At 47.1% G+C, this 19,374-nt stretch carries 16 protein-coding genes; 11 read left to right on the top strand and 5 right to left on the bottom strand.

Annotation, left to right across the window (positions count from 1 at the left end; translation table 11 throughout):
• The 3 genes from UXZ23_RS05845 to rlmF all read left to right on the top strand — a co-directional run.
• The coding region (locus UXZ23_RS05845; protein ID WP_320819691.1) for an ATP-binding protein at positions 1–1,832 on the top strand (1,832 nt) is incomplete at its 5' end.
• A complete protein-coding gene (locus UXZ23_RS05840) occupies positions 1,825–2,643 on the top strand; it encodes a mechanosensitive ion channel family protein (RefSeq protein ID WP_320819690.1) in 819 nt (272 codons plus the stop codon). The genes UXZ23_RS05845 and UXZ23_RS05840, both read left to right, overlap by 8 nt.
• Before the next feature lie 58 nt (positions 2,644–2,701).
• The gene (rlmF, locus tag UXZ23_RS05835) at positions 2,702–4,024 is read left to right on the top strand and encodes a 23S rRNA (adenine(1618)-N(6))-methyltransferase RlmF (RefSeq protein WP_320819689.1); all 1,323 of its coding nucleotides are present in this window, start codon (positions 2,702–2,704) and stop codon (positions 4,022–4,024) included.
• Positions 4,025–4,070: 46 nt separating this feature from the next.
• Here rlmF and UXZ23_RS05830 read toward each other — a convergent pair whose 3' ends face one another.
• Positions 4,071–4,424, bottom strand: coding sequence for a hypothetical protein (locus UXZ23_RS05830; protein WP_320819688.1), 354 nt, complete (start codon positions 4,422–4,424; stop codon positions 4,071–4,073).
• A gap of 175 nt (positions 4,425–4,599) precedes the next feature.
• Between UXZ23_RS05830 and UXZ23_RS05825 the strand changes: the two genes are divergently transcribed.
• Positions 4,600–5,106 carry an RNA methyltransferase gene (locus UXZ23_RS05825; protein ID WP_320819687.1) on the top strand — a complete coding sequence of 169 codons (507 nt, stop codon included), beginning with the start codon at positions 4,600–4,602 and terminating at the stop codon, positions 5,104–5,106.
• 3 nt (positions 5,107–5,109) lie between these two features.
• Here the strand turns inward: UXZ23_RS05825 and UXZ23_RS05820 are convergent, their stop codons facing one another.
• Both UXZ23_RS05820 and UXZ23_RS05815 read right to left on the bottom strand, forming a co-directional pair.
• The gene (locus UXZ23_RS05820; protein WP_320819686.1) at positions 5,110–5,541 is read right to left on the bottom strand and encodes a CBS domain-containing protein; all 432 of its coding nucleotides are present in this window, start codon (positions 5,539–5,541) and stop codon (positions 5,110–5,112) included.
• A 136-nt stretch (positions 5,542–5,677) separates the two neighbouring features.
• Positions 5,678–7,096 carry a 3-oxoacyl-ACP reductase gene (locus UXZ23_RS05815; protein ID WP_320819685.1) on the bottom strand — a complete coding sequence of 473 codons (1,419 nt, stop codon included), beginning with the start codon at positions 7,094–7,096 and terminating at the stop codon, positions 5,678–5,680.
• A 238-nt stretch (positions 7,097–7,334) separates the two neighbouring features.
• Between UXZ23_RS05815 and UXZ23_RS05810 the strand changes: the two genes are divergently transcribed.
• The 4 genes from UXZ23_RS05810 (at position 7,335) to UXZ23_RS05795 (ending at position 12,390) form a co-directional block, all read left to right on the top strand.
• The gene (locus UXZ23_RS05810) at positions 7,335–8,630 is read left to right on the top strand and encodes an acetyl-CoA C-acetyltransferase (protein WP_320819684.1); all 1,296 of its coding nucleotides are present in this window, start codon (positions 7,335–7,337) and stop codon (positions 8,628–8,630) included.
• A gap of 165 nt (positions 8,631–8,795) precedes the next feature.
• The gene (locus tag UXZ23_RS05805; RefSeq protein ID WP_320819683.1) at positions 8,796–10,025 is read left to right on the top strand and encodes an MFS transporter; all 1,230 of its coding nucleotides are present in this window, start codon (positions 8,796–8,798) and stop codon (positions 10,023–10,025) included.
• Positions 10,026–10,034: 9 nt separating this feature from the next.
• Positions 10,035–10,280, top strand: coding sequence for a sulfurtransferase TusA (gene tusA / locus UXZ23_RS05800; RefSeq protein ID WP_320819682.1), 246 nt, complete (start codon positions 10,035–10,037; stop codon positions 10,278–10,280).
• 148 nt (positions 10,281–10,428) lie between these two features.
• Positions 10,429–12,390: a GLUG motif-containing protein gene (locus UXZ23_RS05795; RefSeq protein ID WP_320819681.1), complete on the top strand. Its 1,962-nt coding sequence runs from the start codon at positions 10,429–10,431 to the stop codon at positions 12,388–12,390.
• Positions 12,391–12,568: 178 nt separating this feature from the next.
• Here the strand turns inward: UXZ23_RS05795 and UXZ23_RS05790 are convergent, their stop codons facing one another.
• Entirely contained in the window at positions 12,569–15,262 is a 2,694-nt protein-coding gene (locus UXZ23_RS05790) for a DUF349 domain-containing protein (RefSeq protein ID WP_320819680.1), read from the bottom strand.
• Between the two features lie 265 nt (positions 15,263–15,527).
• Here UXZ23_RS05790 and UXZ23_RS05785 point away from each other — a divergent pair, with 265 nt between their 5' ends.
• The 3 genes from UXZ23_RS05785 to UXZ23_RS05775 are packed head-to-tail and all read left to right on the top strand — an operon-like array spanning position 15,528 to position 18,366.
• Positions 15,528–16,499 (top strand): alpha/beta fold hydrolase, encoded by a 972-nt coding sequence (locus UXZ23_RS05785; protein ID WP_225667619.1) that lies wholly within the window; start codon positions 15,528–15,530, stop codon positions 16,497–16,499.
• A 21-nt stretch (positions 16,500–16,520) separates the two neighbouring features.
• The gene (sbcB, locus tag UXZ23_RS05780; RefSeq protein WP_320819679.1) at positions 16,521–17,963 is read left to right on the top strand and encodes an exodeoxyribonuclease I; all 1,443 of its coding nucleotides are present in this window, start codon (positions 16,521–16,523) and stop codon (positions 17,961–17,963) included.
• Positions 17,964–18,009: 46 nt separating this feature from the next.
• The gene (locus UXZ23_RS05775) at positions 18,010–18,366 is read left to right on the top strand and encodes a glutaredoxin family protein (RefSeq protein ID WP_320819678.1); all 357 of its coding nucleotides are present in this window, start codon (positions 18,010–18,012) and stop codon (positions 18,364–18,366) included.
• 44 nt (positions 18,367–18,410) lie between these two features.
• On the opposite strand, the gene UXZ23_RS05770 is transcribed toward UXZ23_RS05775, so the two are convergent.
• Complete coding sequence (locus UXZ23_RS05770; protein WP_320819677.1) at positions 18,411–19,088, bottom strand: DNA-3-methyladenine glycosylase I; 678 nt, start codon at positions 19,086–19,088, stop codon at positions 18,411–18,413.
• Positions 19,089–19,374: the final 286 nt, after the last annotated feature.

Genomic DNA, 19,374 nt, shown 5'->3' with positions numbered 1-19,374 from the left:
TTATTATTCCTCTTCGCTGGATGGCAAAGTGGTTTGCTGGCGTTGTATCGCGGACCTTAGTTTCTACTCATAACCAAGTCATTAGTAAAGGTATAAAACATCAAGGTGTTCGAGCTTTAGCACGCTTACTACTCGGTATGGCGCCTTTACTTCCTTGGATTGTGTTACTGATTTTTAGCTCTTTATTTTTTAGTGAGCAGTCAGAACCGAATTTGGGCGGTAGCCTACTGGTGATCTTTCAGGTCTATATGCTCTATGTGGTGGTGAGTTTTGCTGCAGAGTGGTTTTTGTTAAGTATTTGCCAAGGTGCTGGTTCGTTTTTAACCGCTGATAGCACAGCAAAACTCGAACAACGTACTGAAATGGCCGCTAAGTGGCTATTGCTTCCGTGGGCTGCCATTGCCTTAGCCTTGCACTTACTTGGTAAGTCGCTAATTGCGCACTTGATTGAAACCGCAGTATGGATGTTTAGCTGGGGTGTTGTGAGTTATCTTTTGCATTTTTATCGCTTGGAATTAATGCTCAATTTGAAGCGCTTATTTCCGGCAAGCGTCGATCCAGTTTTAGATAAAGTAAAAGAAAGCTGGGCATTTGTATTGGTATTGCCACTGCTAATACCATTGCTTCTGCTAATGTTTGTGCGTGTGTTTTTTACTCAATTACTGGCCGATTTCGCTTGGTATCAAAGTTTAAGTGCGCGTTGGTTTCGTATTAAAACGAAAGCGGCAGGTGAGGGTGAAGAAGATGAAGTTGCCGTAGATGCGATTTGTGAGGACTATCAGCGCTGGTTTAGCACAGAGAAAGATAGTGAACTAAAACTGCCGATTATTGATACTGGATTGAGTGCCGCAATCCGTAAAGATTTTGATGCGTGGAATGCTGAGCGCTCTGAAGACAATGTCATTTTAATTACTGGTGAACGTGGTATTGGTAAGAGTTCAGCCTTGATTCGTTTTACCAATGGTGTTGCTCAAGATGACCCTGAAATTATTATTAAACGAATCGACGTACCGCCGAAAACGACCAGCCAAGACGCTATTTATCAGTTGTTAGGGAATGCTCTAGAAATTGATATGAGTGAAGGTCCTAAAGCCTTAGTGCGTCATGATGCTGAGATGGCACCCACCATTGTGATTCTGAATAAGGCGGAAAATCTGTTTTTAGCCGAAGTCGGGTACTTGCAAGGGTGGCGAACGCTATTGGGGCTAACCAACACCAAACTCAATAACGTGTATTGGTTAATTACCATCAACAATCAGAGTTGGGCTTATCTGTGTAATGTATTTGGCCGCGAATACCAAATGCGCAATGTTATTCGCGTTAAGCGTTGGACCCAAACTGAAATCCGTTCTTTGATCTTGTCGCGTAACCAGTTAAGCGGCTATCGCTTACAGTACGATGACGTATTAATTGATACTCGCTCACCGGTTGCTGGAACCTTACGCAACGCCGAGCAACGTTACTTCAGCTTGCTTTGGGATGGTTGTCGTGGCTTGCCAATGACGGCGTTAGAGCTATGGCAGGGTTCCGTTAAAACTAAAGGTAAAAACGTTGTTGCGAGTATTCCTCAGCTCCCGAGTAGCTCACGCATAGAGCAATTCGGACCTAAGCTCATGTTCGTTTTTGCAGCCATTGTGACCCACGAAAACCTCACGACGGAGGAGTTAGTGAAGGTAACTAACATGCAGGAAAACGTGATTCGCTTTGCCTTGAAGTCGGCCCTCGATGCTGAAGTTATCGTGCGTGGTAGTGATGGCCGTTATCGTATTACCACGCTTTGGTATCACACCGTTGTTAGCTCATTGAATAGGAAGAATATGCTCCATGAATGATACCAATGGGTTGGTTAGCGGCATTCTTAGCGTTGCCGATGTGTTTAATATCTATGCGATATTATTACTGATATTAGGCGGATTTTTCATTTGGGCGTTAACCGTCGCGTTAAATAACGGCAGTAAGCGCTTGATGGAGAAAATTCCAGCACGGCGTTTTTTGATTTTACAAATATCGACGCTAACAACCTTTGCTCTCTATATTTTTGGCACGATAGGTTTGGTTGTCGGTGTGTTACAGCCACCACAAGAGCTGCTCTTTGCTGCAGCCGGTTCCATCGCGGTAGCTTTGGGTTTTGCTTTGAAGGACGTTGTGGCCTCGCTAGTGGCCGGTATTCTTTTATTGTTTGATCGTCCATTCCGAGTAGGCGACCGAGTAAGCTTTGGCGACACCTATGGTGAGATAGTATCCATTGGTCTACGTACCGTGCGCTTGGTGACGCTCGATGATAATTTGGTTACGATTCCGAATTCGCGTTTTATTACCGATGTCGTGTCATCGGGCAATGCTGGCGAGTTAGATATGATGGTGGTTACTGATTTTAACCTCGCATTAGATGCTGATTTAGCAACCGCGCAAACGTTAATTGAAGAGGTGGTGGTGACGAGTCGCTACGCCTATTTAAAGAAGCCCGTGAGTTTTACTCTAGAAGAAATCGAGGTTGCGCATACCTTAGCTATTCGTTTGCGCACTAAGGCTTATGTTTTGGATGTGCGTTACGAAAAAGCGTTTCAAAGCGATATCGTGCTACGAGGGACGGCATTGCTGCAAAAGCATGGGATTGCACGTCCTAAGCCCGTGGTGAGTTAGCAAGAAGAGATGGGGCATATCATGCTATTATGCCCCGATATTATTGTTGGTCATTATTGTGAAATCAAAACCTCCTCATTCTGCTTCTACCGATACAGACGCTGATTTGCCTAGCGATTCAGCGTCGGTTGAAAGTCCTTCGGCTACGTTCGATCCTTGGGCTGCGGCCGCTGCTAAGCATCAAGATGCAGATCCTCAGTCTGATGAGCGATCCAGTCCTGAAGCATTAGACTCAGCGGTTGAGAAGAGCGAGTCGTCGGCTCAACCTTCCTCTCAGCCTTCATCAAAGCCACAGGTTGATACTGAGCATAAGTCTGGTGCTCGTGATCGTTCCGATACCCGTGCTAAGCCCGCTTACAAAGAGCGTTCAGCTAGCTCTGATCGTGCGGCAAGATCGACGGGTGAGCGGGGAGCTAAACCGTCAGGTAAACGCTCAGCGGACGGTAAATGGGTGTTTGAGAAAAAATCCGATAAATCACCGTATGCCTCTTCGACCAAGCCGATAGGCTTGCATCCTCGGAATCCGCATTCTGGTCGATATGATATGACCTTATTGGTTGAGGTTTTGCCCGATCTCGCTGATTTTTTACAGCTAAACCCGAGCGGTGAGCAGACCATCGACTTTAGTAATAATGCCGCGGTGCTGTGTTTAAATACGGCTTTATTGCAGCATTACTACAAGGTTGAAGACTGGAGTATTCCTAAAGGGTATTTGTGTCCGCCCATTCCTGGCCGTGCCGATTATATTCATTACTTGGCGGATTTACTGGCTGAGCATGATGTTAGTAAGCACAGCACTAACGAGCAGCCGCGTATTTTAGATATAGGTACGGGCGCGAATTTAATCTATCCGATTATCGGTACGCATGCTTATGGCTGGCAATTTACGGGTACAGAAACCGACGGGACTGCTGTGCGCAATGCACACGCTATTGTTGAAGCTAATCCCAGTTTAAGTAAAACCGAAATATTGATGCAGCGTAATTCTGAATTTCTATTTAAGAATATGATACGCAGTGGAGACTACTTCGAAGCGACCATGTGTAACCCTCCATTTTTCTCATCGCAGCGCGAAGCCGAAAACCAAGCCGCGCGTAAATGGAAAAATTTAAAAGGTGAAAAAGGATCGGTTACGCGTAACTTTGGCGGTAAGTCGAATGAATTGTGGTGTGAAGGCGGAGAACTCGCTTTCTTAAAGCGCATGATGCGAGAAAGCGTCAACTATGCTGAGCAAGTAGGTTGGTTTACTAGCCTTGTATCCGATGGTGACCATTTGCCGTTATTCAAAAAAGTCTTGCAGCAGCAAGGCGCTAAGCAAATTGAAATCACGCCAATGGCGCAAGGCCAAAAGGTCAGTCGTTTTATTGCTTGGCGTTATTAATAAATACATCAAGCCTGCTTAATGGCAGGCTTGATGTATTTGTTGATTATTTAGCCATCGGCATTTTTGAATTGCGCATTTTATGTGCTGAAAATTCGTTAGCATCTAAGTAGCCATTGCCATCCACATCCATTGTTGCAAACGGTTCGGCATTTGCCATTCCCATCATAGGATGACCTTCGGCGGCACGGGCTGTCATGCGTTTAGCTCGGACTTCATTGAATTCCAATTCGGTTATTTGGCCATTGCCATCGAGATCAAAATTTTCGAAGTTAGGCATCATTCTTCCCATCATACCGGGCATGTTAGCCGCAGGTGTTGGGGTTGGCTGAGTATCAGGCTCGGCGAAAACCGCAGAGGATAGGGGCAATAATAAAGCAGCTAGTATGAGTGATTTCATCGGGGAGACTCCTATGTGTCTTACTCAGTGTTGCACTCATCTGTAATTAAACCTTGATGCTGGTCAACGAAAACTGGTACAGGCGTTATTAGGTGATTTTCAGGGGGCAGACATAAATTTGGTATACTTTGACAAATCAGCCGATCGAGTGGAGCTAATAGAGTGAATTCCAGAAGTGAATAATAATTATGTTGCCATTGGTTTGGTTAATCCAAAAAATCCCACCAATATTGGTGGGGTAATGCGTGCCGCTGGATGCTACAACGCAGATGCTGTTTTTTACAGTGGTGAGCGTGCCAATCGCGCCATGCGCTTTCAAACGGATACCAAAGACGTGGTACAACGCATTCCACTCGCTGCTGTAGATGATTTGCTTGAGAATATTCCAGTAGGTGCAGAAGTCGTTTGTGTCGAGCTAGTGGAGGGGGCGATAGCACTGCCGCAGTTTAGTCATCCGGCGAATGCGTTCTACGTGTTCGGGCCAGAGGATGGCACTATCCCCCAAGTGATCGTGGATCTTGCTACTGCCGTCGTTTATGTACCTACCATCGGCTGTATGAATTTAGCGGCTACGGTCAACGTGCTGCTCTATGATCGCTGCGCTAAATTAGGATTTTCTGCGGATGGTGATGAATTAATTCGTCAGAGTCGAGATACGAATAATCGAGTGAAGGTTCGCTAGCGACTACTCTTTGTTCTGCCTCTTTTTTAACTGATAGGCTTCGAGTGCTTTAAACACATCGCGCCAACTTAATATTCCAGCCACACTGTTGTCGTTATTTAATATTGGAATACAGGATACGTTGTGTTCGTTGAACACACGTATTGCCTCGTATACATCGGCATCCGGCGATAACGTAATGGGCTTGCGCGTCATTATTTGATGAACTTTTTTATTCAGCGAAGCCACATCGCGTAGCGTTTCCGTAATAGTACCAATATTAGGGCTAACGGATTTCAGTAAGTCACGATCCGACACTACACCCCATAGCTTACCCGATTGAATAACCAGCAAGTGATGAAACTTAGTTCGCTCGAAAATGGCTTTTACCTTATGCAGTGGGTCATCTAAACCGACATGCACAACGTTGGCTGACATCATCTTACCGACCTTCATAACTTACTCCGCAGGATATGTGTTCCTAGTAGTAAATGTAGTGCTGGTTTAGGTTCAGGGCCAATTTAAGGGTATAAAAAAACCGGCTACGGAGCCGGTTTTTTTATCGAGCAATCAAAGTATTAGCGTTGCAAAATTATGCACCAACTAATGACTGACCACAGATACGAACTACGTTACCAGTAACACCGCTAGACGCAGGGTTACCAAAGAAAGCAATCGTCTCTGCTACGTCAACTGGCTTACCGCCTTGTGACAATGAGTTCAAACGACGGCCTACTTCACGTGTCATGAAAGGAATTGCATCGGTCATTTGAGTTTCGATGAAACCAGGTGCAACGGCGTTGATAGTGATGTTCTTTTTAGCCAACTCGTTAGCCATATATTGCACATAACCAATAACACCTGCTTTTGATGCTGCGTAGTTAGTTTGACCAACCTGACCAGCAATACCGTTCATTGACGATACGCAGATGATGCTGCCGCCATTGTTGATCGTGCCATCGGCAAACAACTGGTTGTTGATGTGCTCTTCAGCAGATAGGTTGATCGCGATAGTCATTGACCACCAATGCTCAGGCATATTCGCCAACGTCTTATCACGAGTTACACCCGCGTTATGAACGATGATGTCGCCGCCGCCCATTTCTTTTAGTTTGGCAGAGATCATAGCTGGTGCTTCTTTAGACGAAATATCACCGAGCAATACTTCACCACCGATTTCTGCCATAACGCGCTCCAAATCGCCTTCGGCTGGTGGGATATCCAAACCAAGAACGGTAGCACCGTCACGAGCCAATGTGCGTGCAATGGATTCACCGATACCACGTGCAGCACCAGTCACCAATGCAACTTTACCTGCTAATGGCTTGTGCCACTCAGGGTAGGTCACGACGTCGGCTTTGCTAACCGTTAAAATCTGGCCATCCATATAGGCTGATTTAGCAGAAATAACGAAACGGAAAGCAGAGTCAATATTCGCCTCTGCGCCTTCTTCGACGTAAATTGACTGGGCTGTTGCGCTCTTTTTACCAATTTCTTTTGCGACTGAGCGAGTGAAACCTTCTAGTGCGCGCATCGCAGCTGCTTGTTCACCTGTGGCTGCTTTCATGTGCGGACGACCCAGTACAATGACGCGACCATTGCTGTTTAGCTTGCGCATCACTGGGTTGAAGAAGAAGTACAACTGGTTTAAATGTTCAGTATCTGAAAAGCCTGTTGCGTCGAATACAAACGCGTCAAACTTGTCTGTCATATCCTTTTTGCATTCCACACCAACAGCACGCACGCCGTTAGTTTCTGCGGCTTTCAGGATAGCAGCAGCGGTTTTACAGGCAGAAGGAAAGAATACTTTGGCGTTTGATGCTTTCAGGTTACGCATCAAATCGTTCAGCAGTGCAGCGTTAACGGATGCACCTACTAATACACGACCTTCGAAATAGGTCTCTTGGTTTGCGTTGTAGCGTTTTAAATTAATTGGCGTTGGCAAACCGACGTTTTTCAGCAGGCTGCGGCCGAGATTATTGTTCAGCAGTGTTTCGTAAAAGTTGCTCATGATCTGTTTCACTCGTTGCTTGCTATACGGGGATCACATCGGCACGATGTACAGCGCCGGAAGGTAACAGATTACAGCAGCAATAATAAGGTCTGAAATTGACCTTGGATGGTTGAGTCTGTGTCACTTCAGCCAATGCCCGCGCGTTCAGGTCGGATAGACTGACCATCACCGGGCAGATATTGAGATATTTTGCGTTCTGCCGCGTATTTGGCAACGTTTTAACAGGATTCATAACATGACCCAAACAGTTCGTAGAGTCGCCATCATCGGCGGTAACCGTATTCCGTTCGCACGTTCTAACAGCGCTTATTCTTACGCGTCTAACCAAGACATGTTGACTGCTGCATTGAATGGCTTGGTCAATCGTTACAATCTGCAAGGCGAGCACATCGGTGAATTCATCGCTGGCGCTGTTATTAAGCACAGCCGCGATTTCAACTTGGCACGTGAAACGTTGCTAAGCACAGCATTAAGCCCACGTACTGTTGGTTGCGATCTTCAGCAAGCATGCGGTACTGGTTTACAAGCCATCATGATGGCAGCGAACAAGATCGCCCTAGGTCAAATCGATAGCGCCATCGCTGGTGGTTCTGATACCACGTCTGACGCACCTATCGCCGTTAGCGAAGGTCTGCGTAAAATCTTGTTAGAAACAAACCGTCAAAAAACGACGAAAGACAAGATTAAAACGTTAATGAAAATTCGTCCTAAGCACCTAGCTCCTCTTGTTCCCCGCAATGGTGAGCCACGCACAGGTATGTCTATGGGCGAGCACACTGAGCTAACGGTTAAAGCTTGGGGAATCACTCGCGAAGAGCAAGATCAAATTGCTTTCAACAGCCATGAGAATTTATTGGCGGCTTACGATCGTGGATTCTTCGACGACCTAGTAACGCCGTTCCAAGGTGTTGAAAAAGATAACTTGGCGCGCACGCCAAACATGGAAAAATTAGCAAGCCTGAAACCAGCATTCGATAAGAAGTCTGGTAACGGTACGCTAACCGCTGGTAACTCATCAGCACTGACAGACGGCGCATCGGTTGTATTGTTGGCTTCTGAAGAGTGGGCAAAAGCGCACAACCTGCCGGTTAAAGCTTACTTGAGCTTCTACGAAACTGCTGCGGTTGATTTCTTCGGTAAAGATGGCAACAAAGATAAAGAAGGTTTGCTGTTGGCGCCTGCATACGCTGTTCCTGCAATGCTTAAGCGTGCTGGTATTACTCTACAAGATTTTGATTTCTACGAAATCCACGAAGCATTTGCTGGTGTTGTTTGTTCAACATTAAAAGCGTGGGAAGACGAGAAATTCTGTAAAGAGAAGTTAGGCTTAGATGCGCCACTAGGCAGCATTGATCGTAGCAAGCTTAACGTAAACGGTTCTTCCATTGCCACTGGCCACCCATTTGCGGCAACCGGCGGTCGCATCGTAGCTTCCCTAGCTAAGATGTTGGAAGAGAAGGGCTCTGGTCGCGGCCTTATCTCCATCTGCGCTGCCGGTGGTCAAGGTGTTGTTGCGATCATCGAGCGCTGATAGACCCTGTAGGATCACCTCCTGCAATCCTGACCTGTGTTGAAAAGCACTTTAGCCCCGCCTTATGGCGGGGTTTTTTATTGGCTATTGCCACCACATAAACTCCTTTTAACTCTATAACTAGCCCGCTATGGTAGCGCTATTAATTAAACGCGGAGCATCTTGATGGATCAACAAAAGGCGAAATGGTTAGCACTGATTAGTTTGTATTTAGTGCAAGGTTTACCGCATGGCTTTTTTGGTCAAGCAATGCCCGTATTACTGCGTGAGCAGGGCGTTGATTTAAAGCAGATTGGTTTAATGGCTTTGGTTGCCTTGCCCTGGGCATTGAAATTTCTTTGGGCGCCCATGCTTGATCGTTTTACCTTATTTCCAAAACGCTGGCCGGATGAATTTCGCCGCAGTTGGATATTGGCGATGAATTACACTGCTGCGGCATTATTGATTGCCGTTTCGTTTATGCCTCTGACTTGGATTGCCTCTGACGGTTTACTGATTTTTGGTGTGATTCTGATAGGAGTAAATGTATTGATCGCCACCCAAGATATCGCGACCGATGCGACTGCCGTTGAAAATTTATCACCACATGAGCGTGGTTTTGGAAATGGTATTCAAGTTGGCGGATATCGCATTGGTATGGTGTTGGCCGGTGGCCTACTTGTGTCTTATTTCTCGTATTTAGGTTGGCAGGTTTCGTTGTGGTTATTGGCAGTGATGATGGTACTTGGAACCTTACCTTTATATGCCTATAAACCTAAGCCTCACCAAGTTGCTCAGCAACCTATGTTGCCGCTTTGGAAAGGTTTTTTTAATTTAAAAGACGCTTGGCTGTGGATTGCACTTATTTGTGTTTATAAAGTTGGTGATGCGTTTGGTACGCAAATGATTCGCCCGTATCTATCCGATGTTGGGCTGAGCTTAGATGAGTTAGGCACTATGCTCGGTGGTGTTGGTTTTGTGGCCGGATTAGCCGGCGCATTGTACGGTGGTTGGCTTGTTGGGCGCATTTCTCGTGCACGAGCATTAACACTGTTTTTGTTACTCGAAGCTCTAGCAATGCTTGGTTACGTGGGGATTAGTATTGAACATAAAGCCCATATTTGGCTTGCGGTTACGGTCGAGCATATTACTGGTGGTATGGCCACGGCCGCGTTATTTTCCGTAATGATGGATCGTTGTCGTGAACACAGTGCTGCCGCGGATTACGCCTTACAAAGTTGTGTTGTGATCGTGACTGGGATGTTTGCTAGTGCAATCTCAGGTTATAGCGCCGCGACATTGGGGTATGATATGCACTTTGCCGTTGCTGCATTAGCGTGTGTCGCCGCTGTATGGTTGGTGTATCGTGCGTCGCGTGCAGGCTTGTTGTTACCTAAATCTCAGACGATGCAGTAAGAGTTTACCATGTCAGATGTTAATCAAACCCTTGATGCTCGCGGCTTGTTTTGCCCTGAGCCAGTAATGTTATTGCACAATATTATTCGTGATGTCGCGATTGGTGATGTTATAGAAGTATTAGCGACCGATCCCTCTACGGTGCGCGATTTTACTCGTTTTTGTGGGTTTCTTGGTCACGAATTAGTACTGAGTGAAGAAGTCGAGGGCGACTATCGCTTCTTGATTCGCAAAGGCGAAGACGAGGAAGAATAGGGCACCAGTAGGACGCTTTAGATATTTACTAGCTGTCATTGTCTGCAAGGTCAGACAAGGCAGCGTTTGTACTAACAGGTCTGAGTTGGTTGGGGTAACTTGCCCATAGTTCAGAAATTGCACAAATCTAATAGGGTTAGCTGGTTTTATGATGTACGGCGTTTTTAAATATCTTTGTATCGGTTTGCTGTGTTCTCTGGTCGTCGCTTGTGGCGGTGAAGAGGCGGTGGGTACTGCTAATTCGAATACATCAGACCCCCTAACATCGGATAAAGACGGCGATGGTGTGGTGGATGCGGAGGACGCATTTCCGCGAGATGCGTCAGAAAGTCTCGATAGCGACGGCGATGGTAAAGGCGATAATTCTGATGCATTCCCATTTGATGCGTCGGAGACCAAAGATAGCGACCGCGATGGCGTGGGTGATAATGCTGATTTATTTCCCTTCGATGCCAGTGAAACAATTGATACTGATGGCGATGGTATCGGTGATCATCGTGATACCGACGACGATAACGATGGTGTACCCGACGTTGATGATGACCTACCTAAAGATCCTACCGAATCCGTGGATACTGACCATGACGGCATTGGCAATAATGCCGATACGGATGATGACAATGATGGTGTGCTCGATACGGATGATGCCTTCCCATTAGATGAGGATGAAACAGCCAACTTCGATGGTGATGATAAGGGTGATAACGCTGACACTGACGATGATAACGACGGTGTTCCCGATGTAGAAGATTTATATCCTTTTGATGCTTCTGAATGGGCTGACACCGATGGTGATGGCGTTCCGGACAATGCCGACGCATTTCCTCGCAATGCGTCAGAAACACTCGATTCTGATGGCGATGGCGTCGGCGATAATAGTGATGTTTCGAAATTTGATCCGGCGGTGACTATTAATGACGACGACGATGGCGTAGCCCCGGAAGATGACGTCGATGACGACAACGACGGCCTGATTGAAATCTCCACGATCGAGCAGTTAGATTGGATTCGTAATGATTTAACGGGAGGTACCTTGAATAATGGTACTTCGTCTTCGGATCTAGGTTGTCGCGTTGATACCGGCTGCATTGGTTACGAGTTAGTTAAAACGCTCGATTTTGCATCTAGCACTGGCTATGTGCCGGATGTAACCAATGGTTGGATGCCAATTGGTTCAGTTGATCAGCCTTTTACTGCTATTTTCGACGGCAATGATTATGAAATCCGTAATCTAGAAATCTCGCGAGGCGATGGCGATAACGTTGGATTATTTGGCTATATCGAAAATGCTGAAGTTCGCAATCTGGTGTTGTCGGGTGCTTCTGCTTATGTCGTCGGCGGACGTTATGTCGGTGCGGTTGTGGGATCTGCGCATGACTCTACGATTTCCAATATGTATATAACGATTCCTGTCTACGGAGATGAAAGTGTCGGTGGCGTGGTTGGCTTAGCCGAAACTACAGTGCTGGATTTTCTGTCGACTGTTGGCGATGTCAGTGGTGACAGTATGTTAGTTGGCGGTGTGGCTGGTGCTGTTTATGGTTCTACCATTAGCCGTAGCTCAGCAACCGGCGACATTTCTGGACATTACAATGTCGGCGCATTATTGGGCGGTATCGAAGATTCGACCGTGAGTAGTAGTTATGCCCGAGGTGAAGTAACCGCTCTGAATAACGCCGGTAGTTTAATTGGCGAGTCTTATTTGTCGACCCTGAGCACGAGTTTTGCGACGGGTGCAGTGGTCACGAGTCCTGATGCTGATTACTCACCTATTGATGTCGTGGTCGAATACTTTGGTGGTCTAGCGGGTTATTTATATGATTCCAATATCTCTGCCAGCTATTGGGCCACTGATGCAACTGGTTTAGGTGTCGACACGGGTATTGCATTTGGCGACAACTCTATAGATACGTTTGGCCTCAACGACAGTGTATTGCGTTGCCCAACAGAAGCCGATGCGGGTGGCTGCATTGCTGGCGCCAACTTGTATGTTGGTTGGGCTGATATTGATCATGACTTCGATATGGGCGCATCGACACTGGCCATTGCGCCTTGGAACTTTGGTAATAGCGGTGTTCTACCTACCTTGCTGCTAAAGACGAACCCTTAACATGGGGTGGGGTATCTAATTAGGTTGTATTAGCTTAACGATATCTATTAACAGAGTGCAGCGAGAGTAGGTGCTGTGGCATTGAGTCAGTCTTCCCATAGGTAGTCGAATTAGATAGAAACAAATAAAAAAGGGGCCAAATGATGGCCCCTTTTTTTATTGCTGTATGCGCTGTAAGTTACAGCGTTGCAGCCTTGTTTAGTGCAGTAATGAAGCGGCTAAGTTGCTCCGCTGTCGCCTTACTGTTTAACCAACGCTCAATCAGCTGGGCGCGTTCTTGCTCCGCGCTTAGGCCTTTGCCTAAACCTTCTGCCAGACGTTGAACCTGCATATTCATGCGCAGACCGCGATCTTCTTCAGGGCTGTCGATGTTGGCAAGAATTTCCATGGCAACACACAGTGATCCTGCGTCTTCATTGAATTCTGTGCGGGCTTGTGCCGCGCGGAAGTTAGGTTCATCGAAACCATTGGCGAGTGGCAAACTAGCATCCCAGTCTTGTCCTGCTTGTAGGGCTTCTAAACGCTGTATTACGCCATTCCATGCCGCTAGTATTTGCTCGTTACTCGCTTGCTGTTGACGGCTCTGAACGGCACTTTGCAGCTCATCCAGCGCTTTGCTTAAGCGTTGGTGGGCGCTGCGCGGCAGTTCCATAGAACGGAAGCGGGCGTTGATGTCGCGCAAGTTGTTGGCTAAGGATTGAGCGTCTAGGCTCTCATCAGCAAAGATTGCTTGTGCTTCAGCCACCATAGCATCGGCTTCGCTCACTACTGTGTTGAGTGCCGCTTTGCGCGCATCGCGCTGTTCGTTTAAACGCGCAAATACCGCATCAGCATGCTGGCGTAGCTGCTGCCATAATTTCTGGTCAGCACCTTTTGGCGTCATGCCGATGGCTTTCCAGTCTTGCTGTAGCTGTTTAACTTGCTCGATAGCTTCGTCCAAATCATCGTGGCTAACCATGCTTTCGGCTTTGCTTACGATGGCTTCTTTCAACGCAAGATTACGACCGTATTCTTCTTTGATGTGTGCATAGATAGCATCACAAGCGCTTTGAAAGGCCGTTTGCGTATCTTTATGAGAAGCGCGATCAACCGGTGAATATTGACGGAATGCGTCGCGTGCGGCGTTCAATGTTTGTTGAACGGCTTTCCAATCTGCCGTTTCCCAATTCATGGCCTGTTCATAAGCCAATAGTTGTTGGGTAAGGTCGTTGCGTGCCGCCACGTTGCGTGCGCGTTGTTCAGCCAGTTCGGAGAAGTAGGCTTTGCACGGTTCAAAAGCGCGATCTGCCGCGGCTTGGAAGCGCGCCCACAATTCGCGATCATTGCCGCTGTTGCCGAGGCTTTTCCATTCCTGTTGCAGCAATTGAATCGCATCGGCACGAGCCTGTGGTTCCATATCGCCGTCAGCAATACTTTCCATGCTTGCGCATAGCTGTTCTTTTTTCGGATTGATGGCAAAGCCTTGCCAGTCGCGCAGTTCGTTTAAACGCGCCGTTAGCAAACGAAGGCGATTTTGATGTGGCTGCTGTTGCTTGTGATCAAGTGCGTTTAATGATTTCTGAATAGACTTCATCAAGCGACCGGCTTCGTTTGCTTGGCCCTCATCTAGTACCGCTTCTAGTTGGTCCATTTGCTTACGCACTTGGTCGGCAACTTGCTTTTGCTGGTCGAGAAGATCGTCTTTCTTGTCACCTAACTGTGCGCATTGAGCTTGTAACTGAGTTAACCACTCAGGTGCTACTAAATTGCTTGGCCACTGGCAGCGTTGCAACCACTGTTTACCAATGCGTGCGGCTTCTAGTGTTTCGCTCAATTCTTTACTGGTTGCTTTGGCAAACCATGCGGTTATAGCGTCTTGTTGTTCACTGTAGAAATTTAAACAATCGGTAACCGCAGCAGATTGCTGGGCTAGCGCTTGATACGCTTTGCGTTGCTCTGCATTCGCAGAGCTTTGTTTTTCGCTATGTTCCCAAGCTTGCAGTTCACCTTGGCAAGCTGCACTCCATGTACCGGAAAGCTGCCCGGCAGCAACGTCTAGTTGCGAGGTCATACGCGCAATAATACCGGCGCGATCAGCTTCCGCTTGGCGCGCATTTTCTGCTTGCTCGGCACGACGCTGTTCTTCTGCTTCGTGGGCGCGCAGTATTTCATCAGCTTGTTCTAGCGCTGTAGCAAAGCTAGCCAGTGAGGCTTCTTCACCTTTCGCTCGTAGTTCGTTCAAGCGTTGGTGTAACACTTGTAAGCGCCCAAAGAAATCGGGGCCATAACCCAAGCGCACCAATTGTTCTGCTTGGCTGGTTAGATGCGCTAGCTTTTTACGTTCTGCTGCTTCGCGTTCTTGCTGTTCTTTTGCGGCGGCTAAGCGTTCTTTACAGAGGCGGTAAACCGCTTTGTCTTTACCCTGTGCGACATCAAGCAAGGCCTGGAGTAGTTTAGGGTTATGAATGCCTTCGGCTGCCGCCATGCGCACGCGGGCAACACTGTGCTCGCTGGCCAATTGTAGGCGCTGTTGTTCATCGCTGATGTGGCCAATAGCCTCAACGCGTAATTCTTGATTGTCGGTTAATGCGGCAATGCGCACATATACCTTGCTATCGGCGTTGCCGGGCAAGCTGCCGTTGTTAAGGAGTCGGTTTAACCAGTGTTGGCGAGTTGCTTCACGTAGATCGCTGTTGCTATCGCGCAGTAGGGATTCGAGATCGTCTTCGCTTTTTATGCGAGCAAGGGCGGCATCACGTACCGATGCTTCAGGTTCTTTGCGGATGAAGGTGATGAGTTGTTCCGCAGATTGCAGGGTGTCTAGGGCCTTTCGTCTAACTTCCGGATTCTCGTGTTGCGATTTTGGTTTGAAAAACTTTTTAAATAACGCCATTCGAATATGTCCAACTAAGGTTTGCCACAGAAAAAAGCGACCCCATTTTACAGTTCGCCAGCCGTTTAGGAACCATTGATTCCAAAGTTCCTTATGCTTAAATCGTCATCTTGCTGGAATCTGCTGTTTCACTTGAATTGGGACATAGTCTTCAGTTCGTCATTTAGATGCTAGGTACAGTAAAGACGGCGCGGATTCGCTGTGGTAAAGTTTGGCAATGGTGAGCGGAGCTCAGTCAAACAATAATAAAATCTCGGGGATCACGATGAATTTCACCAAACTCTTGCTGCTGATCAGCATGGTCGCCATGAGCGGTTGTGCCTATATGGGTGTTGGCTCACGTCCGTTATCGGAACTAACAGAGAAGTACACCGACGAATCGTCTAAATTTCTTGCGGTTGATGATTTAGTCATTCATTACCGCGATGAGGGCACAGGCCCTGTAGTATTGTTACTGCACGGAGAAACCACGTCGTTGCATATTTGGGATGCTTGGGCTGAAAAGCTGAAAGGCGACTTCCGCGTTATTCGTATGGACCTACCTGGCCACGGTTTAACTGGCCCAGATCAAGCAACTGAGACTTATGATCTTGATTACATGATCACTAAAGTCGAACACTTTATGGATAAGCTAAATCTGCGCAAAGTGCAGATGGTTGGTAACTCTTTGGGTGGTTACATCACTTGGAACTTTGCCGAGCGTTATCCGCAACGCGTAGAACGTATGATTTTGGTTAACTCTATCGGCTATCAGCAAGAGTTGCCTTCAACCTTGAGTTACAACACAATTCCAGTACTGCGTGAGTTTAACGCTTTGATTTTGTCGTGGTCTAAGGCGCAACACCGTGTTGAAGAAGCTTACGGTGACGATGAAAAAATTACCGATGATGTGATTCGCCGCAACCAAGATTTGGGACTGCGCAAAGGTAATCGTTCATCTCTGATTAAAGTTGCGCGCAGCATCGAAGACGATACGGATCAACGTGATCTAGGTAATCGCATTAAATATATTCAAACACCAACCCTAGTAATGTGGGGTGAAGAAGATGAATGGACACCAGTATCAGTAATGAAGCACTTTAAAGTGGATTTACCGAACATGGACATCATCAGCTACGAAGGTGTAGGCCACTTACCAATGGAAGAGTTACCACGCCAATCAGCCCGCGATGCTCTGCATTACCTGCAAACAGGTGAACCCGGCGAGCTACCAGGTAATCAAGAACAAGGCTGGTAAAATCGGGCTTAGGAGCCATGAGTGAACAGTATTGTTTGGTACGACTACGAAACTTTTGGTGCTAACCCAGCGTGGGATCGCCCAGCGCAATTTGCGGCGATCCGTACGGATGAAGACCTCAATGAAATCGAACCGCCGGTAGAGATATTCTGCAAACCGGCGGACGATTATCTCCCACACCCAGAAGCTCTCTTAATTACCGGTATTACACCGCAAGATTGCTTAAAAAAGGGCGTGCCCGAAACTGAGTTTATTGCTCGCATTAACGATATGTTTAGCCAGCCCGGTACTTGCACCGCAGGCTATAACAGCATTCGTTTTGACGACGAATTTACCCGTTACACTCTCTATCGTAACTTCTATGATCCTTATACCCGTGAGTGGCAGGGCGGCAATAGCCGTTGGGATTTACTCGATATCGTCCGTTGCGCTTATGCGCTGCGCCCAGATGGCATTAACTGGCCGAAGCATGAAGATGGCCGCGTTAGTTTTAAGCTAGAGCATCTAACCGCCGCTAATGGCTTAGACCATGGTAAAGCGCATGATGCGGTATCCGACGTGCGTGCCACCATCGCCTTAGCACGGTTGATTCGCGATAAGCAGCCCAAGCTGTTTAAGTATTTGTATAACAATCGCAGCAAACAAGCGCTTGCAGCTATGGTGGATGTGACTAATAACAAGCCGTTAATGCATGTATCGGGTATGTTTCCGGTGGAGCAGGGCTGTATGGCGGTTGTGGTGCCGCTGTGTTGGCATCCAACCAATAAAAACAGCTTTATCGCCTTCGATTTAAACCAAGATCCAGCACCATTATTTGCCTTAAGTGCAGAAGAGATTCAGCAGCGGGTATTTACCCGCACCGCAGATTTGCCCGAAGGTGTTGAACGCTTACCGCTAAAAGAAATCCATATCAATAAGTCACCCGTACTGGCTCCGGCGAAAACTCTAACGCCAGATCAAGCGGAACGCTGGGCGATTAGCGGCGAGCGATTGCGCCAGCATCTAGTTATGTTCCGTGATGGCGGCTCGTTAACGTTAAAGCTGCAGCAAGTATTTGGTGATCGCGGTTTTGCCGCGGCCAAAGATGTGGATGGTCGTTTGTACGATGGCTTCTTCTCATCGGCGGATAAACAAGCCATGAACGATCTGCACCAGTTGAGTGATTGGGATTTAGCCGATTGGCCTGCGCCATTTAGGGACGAACGTTGTGAAGAAATGTTATTTCGCTATCGCGCGCGTAATTATCCAGATACCTTGAATGAAGATGAGCGCGAACGTTGGGAACAGCATAGAGTGAATCGCTTAATGGCAGTGCCGCCAGCGACACCGGCATTAACCTTTGCGCAGTTTGCGCCTTTGCTAGAGCAGGCGGCAATGCGTGTAGCCGATGACCCAATCAAATTACAGTGGATACACGAGCTGCAAATGTATGCAGAATCGATTTTCCCTGTTGTGGATTATTAATATTCATTAACGCTGATGTGAATTGGCGGTAATAAAGGAAACCAATATGAAAATAGTAGCTGTCTTGTTTGTTGCATTTGCAGCGTTAACGTCGGGTGCATTCGTAGCCACTATGAATTTAGCGACGCCAGACACGACTTTGGCGACACAACAAGGTGCCGCGCAAACGGACAAAGATGTTGTGTTGTATGCGACCGCATGGTGTGGTTACTGTAAAAAAATGCGTGCCTTCTTCGACGCTCATAATATCCCGTATGTAGAGTTTGATATCGACAACTCGCAAGAAGGGTTAGATCGTTATTATTCGGTTGGCGGTACTGGCGGCGTGCCACTAGTGACAGTGAATGATACTGTTGTTAAAGGCTTTAACCCGAGCCGCGTGTTGCAACTAATGCAAAACTAATGATTGATGAGAGCACACTAGCAGCCGTTAGTGTGCTCTTATTCTTACTTGCGCGGCCCAACCGACCAAGCCAAAATCTGGCTGATTTCACTTAATCCCAATCCTGTTTCCTCGCGCCAACGATCCATTGTAGCTTGCAGCTTAGCCCAGCTTGCCTTCGAACTAGGGGCTGCCTCAATAACTCCAGTGCTAATCAGCGCTTGCAACATATCATTGCTAAACATCAAGGTGTCGACACCCATCGCACGCAAAAATACCTGCCCAGTGCGACCACCGCCGCGATTACTGCGTTTACGAAATTCGCGCAAATTGTCGGCGTAATCTTCTGGCTTCCAAGCAGAAAAGTATTTACCAACACTGCCGTGGCTTTGAATCAAATCGTGAAAAAATATCGCGTTCTCGTGTACCGCTTTAATTTTCGCATGATGACGAATAATCCCCGTCTCTTGCATTAAGCGTTCGTAAAACTCATCCGGCTGCATCACCAAATCAATCACATCAAAACCTAAGAACACTTCCTCGAAACGCGGCCACTTATTTGCCACCACCGTCCAATTAAACCCAGATTGAAACACGCACTGTGATAGCACCGACAACCAACGGTGGTCTGGAATTGCAGCCAACTGTTTAGCCGACTTCGCTTTACTGATGTGCTTAAAACGCAGATCGTAATCGGTGTGTTGTGCTTGGGCTTGCTCAATAAAACGGCTGAAAGAAAGCATGGTGGCTCCAGCGGGGTGGATATACAGACAAAAATTATCGCAGTTATAACTCTTTAGTTACAAGTGTATTTATCTTAGTATCGAATTCTTGAGGATATCTATTGTTGAAGGGGCAGGTAGTTGTCAAAAGAGCTTTCAAAAATATTGAATCGCCCCTAGTTATCTAGACACTCTTTAAAGTTACAATGTATTTAAAGAGGAGGCCGATATGGCTGGTGAACGATATAACGAAGAATTCAAGATCGCAGCAGTAAAGCAAGTGACCGAACATGGTTACTCCATTGCT

It is taken from the genome of Thalassolituus sp. (genome assembly GCF_034111725.1).
In the GTDB taxonomy this organism is placed as follows: domain Bacteria; phylum Pseudomonadota; class Gammaproteobacteria; order Pseudomonadales; family Oceanobacteraceae; genus Thalassolituus.
This window is presented reverse-complemented; position numbering and strand designations above follow the sequence as displayed.